This window comes from Thermodesulfobacteriota bacterium, from assembly GCA_034189135.1.
Classification (GTDB): domain Bacteria; phylum Desulfobacterota; class Desulfobacteria; order Desulfobacterales; family JAUWMJ01; genus JAUWMJ01.
The window spans coordinates 20839-28820 of the sequence record JAXHVO010000118.1 but is presented as its reverse complement, the minus strand read 5'-3'; the positions used below and the strand labels follow the sequence as shown (position 1 = coordinate 28820).

Sequence of the window (7982 nt, the reverse complement as noted above, 5' to 3'; positions counted from 1 at the left end):
CTACTATAACTCCATTCGGCTGCATTCGACACTCGGTTATAAAACTCCGTTCGCCTATGAAAAAGAACAATGCCGCAAAGCGGCTTAACAAAAAGTGTCCGGTTTTACTTGACCACAACACTTTGTACTTAATGGCTTCTTTATTATGCCTGCCATTGCAAAGGACCGCTTTTTGAACAACGGCGATGGTACCGTTACCGACACTAAAACCAGCCTGATGTGGGCGGCAAAAGACAATGGAACCCTTCTAAACTGGCCAGCGGCCCTTTCTTATTGCCAAAATTACAGCATTGGGAAGCATACCGACTGGCGAATGCCGACCTTGGCTGAACTCGCAAGTCTTTATAACCCTAAATATAAAAACAAGCGTGGTTACCATGTTCCTAAGCTAATCAACACTACTGCCGAAAGTTGTTGGGCTTCAGAGACTCGCAGCTACAAGGCCGCCCGTTTTAATTTCACTTACGGTCAAATATACTGGATTCGTCAGTCTTACTCCGGCCCAACCCGGGTATTGCCAGTGCGGAGTGGCAATTAGCCAAACCGACACCTCTTTGTTACGAAATTCTTGAGGGACTCGCCAGTGAGATAATCCACAAGGTACCAGGCATTGTCAGTGCTACATACAATATTGCTTTGAAACCGCTTTCAACCATCGAAGCGGTTTGAAGACCATGAAAGCTTCAGAAGCTTAATATAACCGCATTACGAGATATAAAGATCTTTAGTAGAAAAGTTGGGGTCACTGGTGAGGTTCACGCCGAGTCGTCTCAATCCGGCCTCATCCCCCGGCGTAGGAATATGGGTCATATGGACCTCACACCCGTGGAGCTCCTCCAATTTCTCCATGGCTAACTGGGCGGCAGGGTTGGCGGTCGCGCTGATACTGAGGGCGATTAGGGTTTCCATCAGGTCAAGGCTGAGCGTCTTTTCATTGAGCACGTTGGTTTTGAGATTTAGAACCGAATCGACAATGTTGGGCGGGAGCAGATTAATCTTTTCCGGGATTTCGGCCAAATGCTTAACGGCGTGCAGAACAAGGCTTGAGGCCGCGTGAAACTGCGGTGAATTGTCGCCAGTCACGATGGTGCCGTTTCCCAGGGCGATGGCCGCACCGCAAAAAATTCCTTCGTTGCCCCTACCGCTTTCTTGACCCTTTATGGCTGCACTGCGCGCCGGTTCGACCACCCGCCGGTATTCAAGCTCCAGGTTTAAATCTTTGATTAAAAGCTCCACCCGTTGAACCGTTTCCTTGTCGGTCAGCCCCATGACATATTCGCACCGATAGCGGAAATACCGCCGAATAAGTTCCTGTTTGGCAGCTTCCCGGGTGGTTTCGTCGTTTATGATGGCAAAGCCGACGCGATTGACTCCCATATCTGTGGGGGATTTGTAAAACGACTCACCGCCTATAATCTTTTTCAATATACGCTTTAGAACAGGGAACACGTCCACATCACGATTGTAGTTGACCGTCTTATGATTATACGCCTCCAGATGAAAAGGATCTATCAGGTTAAAATCTTTGATATCAGCGGTGGCGGCTTCATAGGCGATATTCACTGGGTGCTTGAGCGGCAGATTCCAGATCGGAAAAGTTTCAAACTTGGCATAACCGGCAAAAACGCCACGTCTGTATTCATGATAGACTTGGGAAAGGCAAGTAGCCAGTTTTCCGCTGCAAGGGCCGGGGCCGGTCACAATGACCAAGGGCTTATCGGTTTCGATAAATTCATTGGCACCGTATCCCTCATCACTGACAATCAAATCTACATCCGTAGGATACCCCTTGGTGTATTGATGCGTGTATACCCGGAGGCCTCTTCTCTCCAGTTTATATTTAAACTGGAGGGCCGACGGTTGGTTTTCAAACCGGGTAATTACAACACCTAAAACATCGATTCCCCAGCTCCGGAGATCGTCGATTAGTTTTAACGCGTCTGAATCGTAGGTGATACCAAAATCGGCCCGCATTTTTTTCCGCTCGATATCGCCGGCATAGATGCAAAGCAGAATATCGGCTTTGTCTTTTAACGCCTGGAGAAGCCTCATTTTGACATTGGGATCATAACCCGGCAGCACACGGGATGCATGGTAGTCAAACAGGAGTTTACCACCGAATTCAAGATAGAGTTTATTGCTGAACTTATTTATACGTTTAAGGATTTCGGATTTTTGCTCCTGGATATATTTCTCATTGTCAAAGGCCGCATTCGCTGTCATGATCATTCCAGTATTCAATTTTAGATCCATTCGCAACAACCTGGTTTGAAAGAAATTTCCTATTGCATGAGATAATTATCGAAAAAAAATTTAATTGAAGCTAACATTAAAATCAATATTTAAGTATCGATTCCAATTTTATTTATAATAATTGGAGAAAACACTGCAATTTCATCCGAAGTATCGCTTTATGGAGGTAATGATTTAGATCCGTTTTAAAACCTGAGGTAGCTCCATATCAGGAAAATTAAACCGGTTTGAAAAGTTGTGATATTTAAAAATTCTGCAATCAAGGTCAACCTGTGATACTCTCAATCACCAGTCTGAATTTTCTTGACATTACATGGCATCCCATAATATCTAAACTTTAATATTGCGCTCATACCAAGCTCAATTTCACTCCTACAATTACTTTTCTTAACTCTTTGTAACACTTTCTACCTTTCGTTGAATCGATTCTCAACTTCTAAATGTTCTTTTCTCGAAAAGATTCTGGTTTTTCTCAAATTTAATCTATCAATTTATGTGAAAATTAATAGAGAGTACTGGAGACGGAATCAAACTGTTTAATGTGCACGGTCGTTGCAGGTCTCGATAAGTTCGATTTTAATTACTTATCGAGACAACGATACAATATATAGGACAACCTAATCCTTACTACAGAAATGGAGGTAATATAATGTTGAATTTTACAAATCGTAGGATTTCTCCACGCTGTCTTTTAATATATGTGCTCTCCATTTTTTTTGCCTTAGCGATCTTTGGAGGGTGCTCATTTGAATCACAGGGACCGCAATACGAGATCTTTCCACCTGTAGGTGGTAAAGGCGCCATTGTTATTGTCGTCTCTGGCTTTGCAGGTACAGACCTATACCGTGACTTCAGTTCAAAACTCGCAGAGCTTGGCTACTATACGGTGCTAATGGATGGAAAGTATTTAATCGACCTTATGGGCACTATTGTACCTGCTGCGGAAAACTTGCAGACCGTTATCGCTGATTCGAAGTCTTCGCCACAAGCCATTCCCGGGAAAGTATCCCTGGTCGGTTTTTCAATCGGTGGCGCGGGAGTGCTGTCTTACGGTGCTAAGTTGAAGGATCAGGTGTCTGCCGTGGTGGCCTATTATCCAGCTATTACGATTATGGGATGGGATATGAAGACCTTCGCGGCAAGGCTTCAGACGCCTGTCCTGTTGTTCGCCGGTGTGAAAGACCTATACCAAGACTGCTGCTTGATCCACACCATGCGGGAGCTGGCCAAGGCTCCGAAAACAGCGCCATTCGAGTTAGTTGAGTATCCAAATGCCGGACACGGTTTCAATCTCAACTCCCGGCGTTTCACTTACCGTCCCCAGGACGCCGCTGATTCATGGGTAAGAACAGTAGGGTTCTTGAACCGCCTTCACCCTCCAGGAGGCAAATGAAAAACTTACGTGACCTCTATATGGTTTTCGGAAGTTAAGAAAGATTGACTCATAAAAATTCGGAAAGTAAAATAATTGTATGCATTGTTTCGCCGGGTGTTTTCTTCGCAATTGAGTTGGGAGCAGGGACAAATCTTTCCGCAATAGAGACTGGAAAGCAGATGGTTCAGAAAATCATTGGTACTGCAATTATAATTACCTACTTCCGAAAATCTGTGTGAGTGAAAGTCACATTAGTAACTTGATCAATTCCGCCCTAGATAAAGGCTCCACCTGCATTTTTACTGCGCGTAAAATGCAGGTAAGCTTACCGTTAAATATTCAGATATCTAGAAGCCATCTCAAAAAGATGCAGTTGATCAACTTCAATCCATTATTTCAGGCAGGAGGTCTATATATCGCGCAGGCATTGTCTGATTCCCAGGCGGTGACACGGCTGACTTTAACCAAAGGATCATGAATGGATGATTGAAGTTCGTTTGCGATATAGTAAGCAATATTTTCCGAAGACGGTGGAAAACTATCGTTAAAGTATTCGAGTTCGTTAAGGAATTTATGGTCAAGCCGTTCTATAATTTCTGATAAGATTTTTTTAAACTCACCGAAATCCATCAGAACGCCGGCATGATTTAAAGTTTCGCCAACCAGGCAGGCCTCAATCTTCCAGTTGTGTCCATGCAGGTTTTCACACTTTTTTGCCACCATCTGAAGCTGGTGGGCGGCGGCAAACCGGGTTATAATTTTTAGTTCATACATTGATCTTTGGATCATCTCCCCAAGAGTGATTCGATTGATCAGGATTCGAGGGGTCAGGGGTTCGAGTGAAAATCACTGATACTTTGAACCCTCTTCTCCAACTAGTTTGGAGAAAAGCCTGATATTTTAAATTATTAAGACTATCCAGTGGCGCTTGCAGATTCACCTTTTAAGATATTTTTTAACTTGTTAGAAAACTTCCCGGATTCAATACTGGCAAATTCTTTCAAAAGGGCTTCCTGCTTTTTGTTGAGGTGGGTCGGGGTTTTAATGTCCACTTTGATAATCTGATCTCCGCGAGCTTTTCGTCTTAGATACGGAATCCCCTCACCACGAAAGCGGAAAGTGTCACCGGGCTGAGTTCCTTTCGGTATGTCGAGCACTTTTTCTCCGGTTAAGGTGGGAACCGTTATCTCATCCCCAAGTGCGGCCTGTATAAAGGAGAGCGGCACCTGGCAAACAACATTGGTATCATCTCGCTGAAAAAAGTGATGCGGTTCAACATAGATGAAGACATAAAGGTCTCCCTGCGGCCCGCCGTGAGCACCTGCTTCGCCCTCACCGGTCAGACGCAGCCTTGATCCTGAATCAACACCTCCCGGAATTTTTACGGAGACCTTTTTATTTACCTGAATCTGCCCGGTTCCTCTGCAACTGCTGCATGGATGCGAAATGGTCTGGCCCGTGCCCTGGCAGGAAGGACAGGTCGTTCTAACGGTAAAAAAACCCTGGGAACGGGAAACCTGACCTGCTCCGCCGCACTGGGAACAGGTTTCCGGCTGGGTACCCGGTTCACTCCCGGTGCCGGAGCACTCATGGCATACATCCATTTTTCTGACATCTATTTCGGTTTCCGTTCCAAAAGCAGCTTCCATGAAGCTGAGCGTCATGTCATATCTAAGGTCAGACCCACGCTGGGCACGGCTTCCGGATCTTCGTGAAGAACCGAAGCCGAAGAAATCCTCAAAGATATCGCCAAAACTTGAAAATATATCCTCAAACCCCCTGAACCCTGAAAAACCGGAACCTTCAAGGCCCTGATGCCCAAACTGATCGTAGATATTTTTTTTCTGAGGATCATGAAGCACCTCATAAGCCTCGGCAGCTTCTTTGAATTTTTCTTCAGCCTCTTTGTTTCCAGGATTTCTGTCAGGATGGTACTTTAAAGCAAGCTTGCGGTAGGCCGCTTTTATCTGATCATCAGAATCGTTACGGCTGATGCCAAGCACCTCGTAATAATCACGTTTGTTCGTCATATTGTTTCCAGGTTTGAGTAGGGGTAATTGATGCTATCTTGTTCTTATTTTTTATCGTATTATCAATCTATAAATGTAATGCAAAAAGTGCGGTTGTCAATTGCCATTTTCAAAGTCCGGGCTTACCTGGGTATATCCTAATTATGTTTAAATTCATTGGTTTTAAATGCACCAATAAAAAACAGGCCCACACCCATACCCATGATAACCGCTCCCATAGTAAAAGCCTCTCGCAACAGGGATAAATCCATCATCATACCTGCAGTTAAAGAGCCGGTGAACATTCCAAGACTGTGTGCCAGGGTTAACAGGGCCATTACCGAACCCATGGCATGAGATGTATTCCCTTTCAATACGGCCAATGCCATAAGCGCCGGCATTGAAATGCCACCGCCGATGCCAAACAGGATGCTGGCATAAAAAAGGCCCCGGGAGGTGTTGGTCCAGGCAAAATAACACATGGCAAAAACGACGATAAGCCCGCCTGCGGCGATCATCATATATTTATTTACGCGGTCTGCCAGATAGCCCATCGGCAGGTGGATCAACCCGCTGATAAATACACCTAGCATCACCAACATCCCAATGGATGAACTGGTAAGAAAAAATTCAGAATCTGCCACCACAGGTAGAAATCCCCACATGACACCGATACATAGAGTATAGGTGAACCTGAAAAGAAAAAGCCCGGCGATGATCCTGTCGCGCAGTAAGATTTTCCATTCTGTGGGTGTCTTTCCTAAATAGACGGACTGTTCTGATTTTGTAGGCGGAAGCAGAAAAAGACTTAGCAAAAATCCGCTAAAAGCCAGAAAACCCATACAGATAAAAGCGGAATTAAGATTCAACCTGTCGTTAATAATTCCTCCGAGGACCGGCCCCAGGCTTAAGCCGAAGAACATGGACATGTTGAATAAACCCATGCTAAAGCCTTCCTTGCCTTTGGGGGTAATATCCCCGATATAGGCCTGTATCACCGGCATCAGCATGGCAGAGGCAACTCCCTGAAAAAATCTGATAAATATCAGTGAGTTGACATCTTTAGACAACATAAAGGCAAGCGAAATCATACTGTATGCAAAAAGACCGACAATGATTAACGGTTTTCGCCCCTTTCTATCTGACAGTCTGCCGAAATAGGGAAGAAAGAAAGCTCTGGAAAGGGAAAAGGCTCCGAATATCATCCCGATGTATAACCCGTTTGCACCAATGGTATGCGCATAAACGGGTAAAAGGGGAACGACGATACCCACACCTGTCACAGTCGCAAGCATGGAAAAGAAAAGAGTACTGAATATGGGTTTATTCAATTTTTTCATCAATAGCCAAATTTTCTGATGGCTCTGGTATCTCTGCTCCAGTTTTTCTGCACACGCACAAAAAGTTTTAAAAAAACCTTTGTTCCCAGCATCCGTTCGATTTGTTTGCGCGAGTCTTCACCGATTTTTTTCAGTTTGCTTCCTTTTTTCCCGATGATGATGCCCTTTTGAGAATCCCTTTCAAGGTGAATCGTGGCGTTAATTTTTACCAGTCCGCCGCCCTTTTTAGCTGAAAAGGAATCAACGGTCACTGCAGTTGAGTAGGGTATTTCCTGGCCGGTTAGTCGGAAAACCTTTTCCCTTATCATTTCCGCCGCAATAAAACGTTCCGGCAAATCGGTAAGGGTATCTTCGGGGAAAAAAGGGGGGCCCTGGGGTAAAAGGGCTTCCATGGTCTCGAGAAGCCGATCCACCTGGTCACCGTATTTGGCGGAAATCGGGACAATCGCTTCAAAGGTGTATCTTTTCCCCCAGCTGTTTATGATTTCAAGCAGCGCCGGCTTTTTTATCAGGTCTATCTTGTTAAGGGCAAGGATAACCGGTTTTTTTTGCGGCTTTAGTTTCTTTATCATATAGTTTTCCGATTCCGTATCAGAATTTGCCACATCAGTCACAATAAGGATCAGGTCCACATCGCCCATGGCTGAAAGAGCTGCATCAACAATTCTAACATTCAGCTCATCTTTTGGCCGGTGTACACCCGGCGTATCGATGAAAACAAGCTGGGAAGAGGGTCGGTGAACCACACCCAGAATACGGTTGCGGGTGGTCTGGGGTTTTCTGGATGTAATGGATATTTTTTCGCCGAGCAGCCGGTTTAAAAAGGTCGATTTTCCCGCATTGGGCGCACCTACAATCGCCACAAAGCCGGATTTAAAATCAGTAAATTTATTATTTTTTTTCATGATGGCAGACCGGTCTTGAGCCATATCGGTGAAAAATGGCTTTAGTTGGGTTTTACAAAATGCAACATTAAAAAACTTGCTTTCCTTCAATGTTTTGATA

The 7982-nt window shown here is 44.8% G+C and carries 7 protein-coding genes; 2 read left to right on the top strand and 5 right to left on the bottom strand.

All coding sequences use genetic code 11. From position 1 onward, the window contains the following. Positions 1–145 precede the first annotated feature (145 nt). Positions 146–538, top strand: coding sequence for a DUF1566 domain-containing protein (locus SWH54_17115; GenBank protein MDY6792988.1), 393 nt, complete (start codon positions 146–148; stop codon positions 536–538). A gap of 167 nt (positions 539–705) precedes the next feature. Here SWH54_17115 and SWH54_17110 read toward each other — a convergent pair whose 3' ends face one another. After that, positions 706–2253, bottom strand: coding sequence for a DUF1846 domain-containing protein (locus tag SWH54_17110; GenBank protein ID MDY6792987.1), 1548 nt, complete (start codon positions 2251–2253; stop codon positions 706–708). A gap of 649 nt (positions 2254–2902) precedes the next feature. Here SWH54_17110 and SWH54_17105 point away from each other — a divergent pair. Beyond that, entirely contained in the window at positions 2903–3646 is a 744-nt protein-coding gene (locus SWH54_17105) for a dienelactone hydrolase family protein (protein MDY6792986.1), read from the top strand. A 378-nt stretch (positions 3647–4024) separates the two neighbouring features. On the opposite strand, the gene queD is transcribed toward SWH54_17105, so the two are convergent. The 4 genes from queD to era form a co-directional block, all read right to left on the bottom strand. After that, positions 4025–4402: a 6-carboxytetrahydropterin synthase QueD gene (gene queD / locus SWH54_17100; protein ID MDY6792985.1), complete on the bottom strand. Its 378-nt coding sequence runs from the start codon at positions 4400–4402 to the stop codon at positions 4025–4027. Between the two features lie 140 nt (positions 4403–4542). Then, positions 4543–5658 carry a molecular chaperone DnaJ gene (gene dnaJ, locus SWH54_17095; protein ID MDY6792984.1) on the bottom strand — a complete coding sequence of 372 codons (1116 nt, stop codon included), beginning with the start codon at positions 5656–5658 and terminating at the stop codon, positions 4543–4545. A gap of 137 nt (positions 5659–5795) precedes the next feature. Next, complete coding sequence (locus tag SWH54_17090; protein MDY6792983.1) at positions 5796–6977, bottom strand: MFS transporter; 1182 nt, start codon at positions 6975–6977, stop codon at positions 5796–5798. Then, positions 6977–7882: a GTPase Era gene (era, locus tag SWH54_17085; GenBank protein ID MDY6792982.1), complete on the bottom strand. Its 906-nt coding sequence runs from the start codon at positions 7880–7882 to the stop codon at positions 6977–6979. Before era ends, SWH54_17090 begins: the two co-directional genes overlap by 1 nt. Positions 7883–7982: the final 100 nt, after the last annotated feature.

Coding starts and splice junctions, on each gene's coding strand:
- dnaJ (MDY6792984.1), bottom strand. CDS start 5,658: ATGACGAACAAACGTGATTATTACGAGGTGCTTGGCATCAGCCGTAAC.
- queD (MDY6792985.1), bottom strand. CDS start 4,402: ATGTATGAACTAAAAATTATAACCCGGTTTGCCGCCGCCCACCAGCTT.
- SWH54_17090 (MDY6792983.1), bottom strand. CDS start 6,977: ATGAAAAAATTGAATAAACCCATATTCAGTACTCTTTTCTTTTCCATG.
- SWH54_17115 (MDY6792988.1), top strand. CDS start 146: ATGCCTGCCATTGCAAAGGACCGCTTTTTGAACAACGGCGATGGTACC.
- era (MDY6792982.1), bottom strand. CDS start 7,882: ATGAAAAAAAATAATAAATTTACTGATTTTAAATCCGGCTTTGTGGCG.
- SWH54_17110 (MDY6792987.1), bottom strand. CDS start 2,253: ATGGATCTAAAATTGAATACTGGAATGATCATGACAGCGAATGCGGCC.
- SWH54_17105 (MDY6792986.1), top strand. CDS start 2,903: ATGTTGAATTTTACAAATCGTAGGATTTCTCCACGCTGTCTTTTAATA.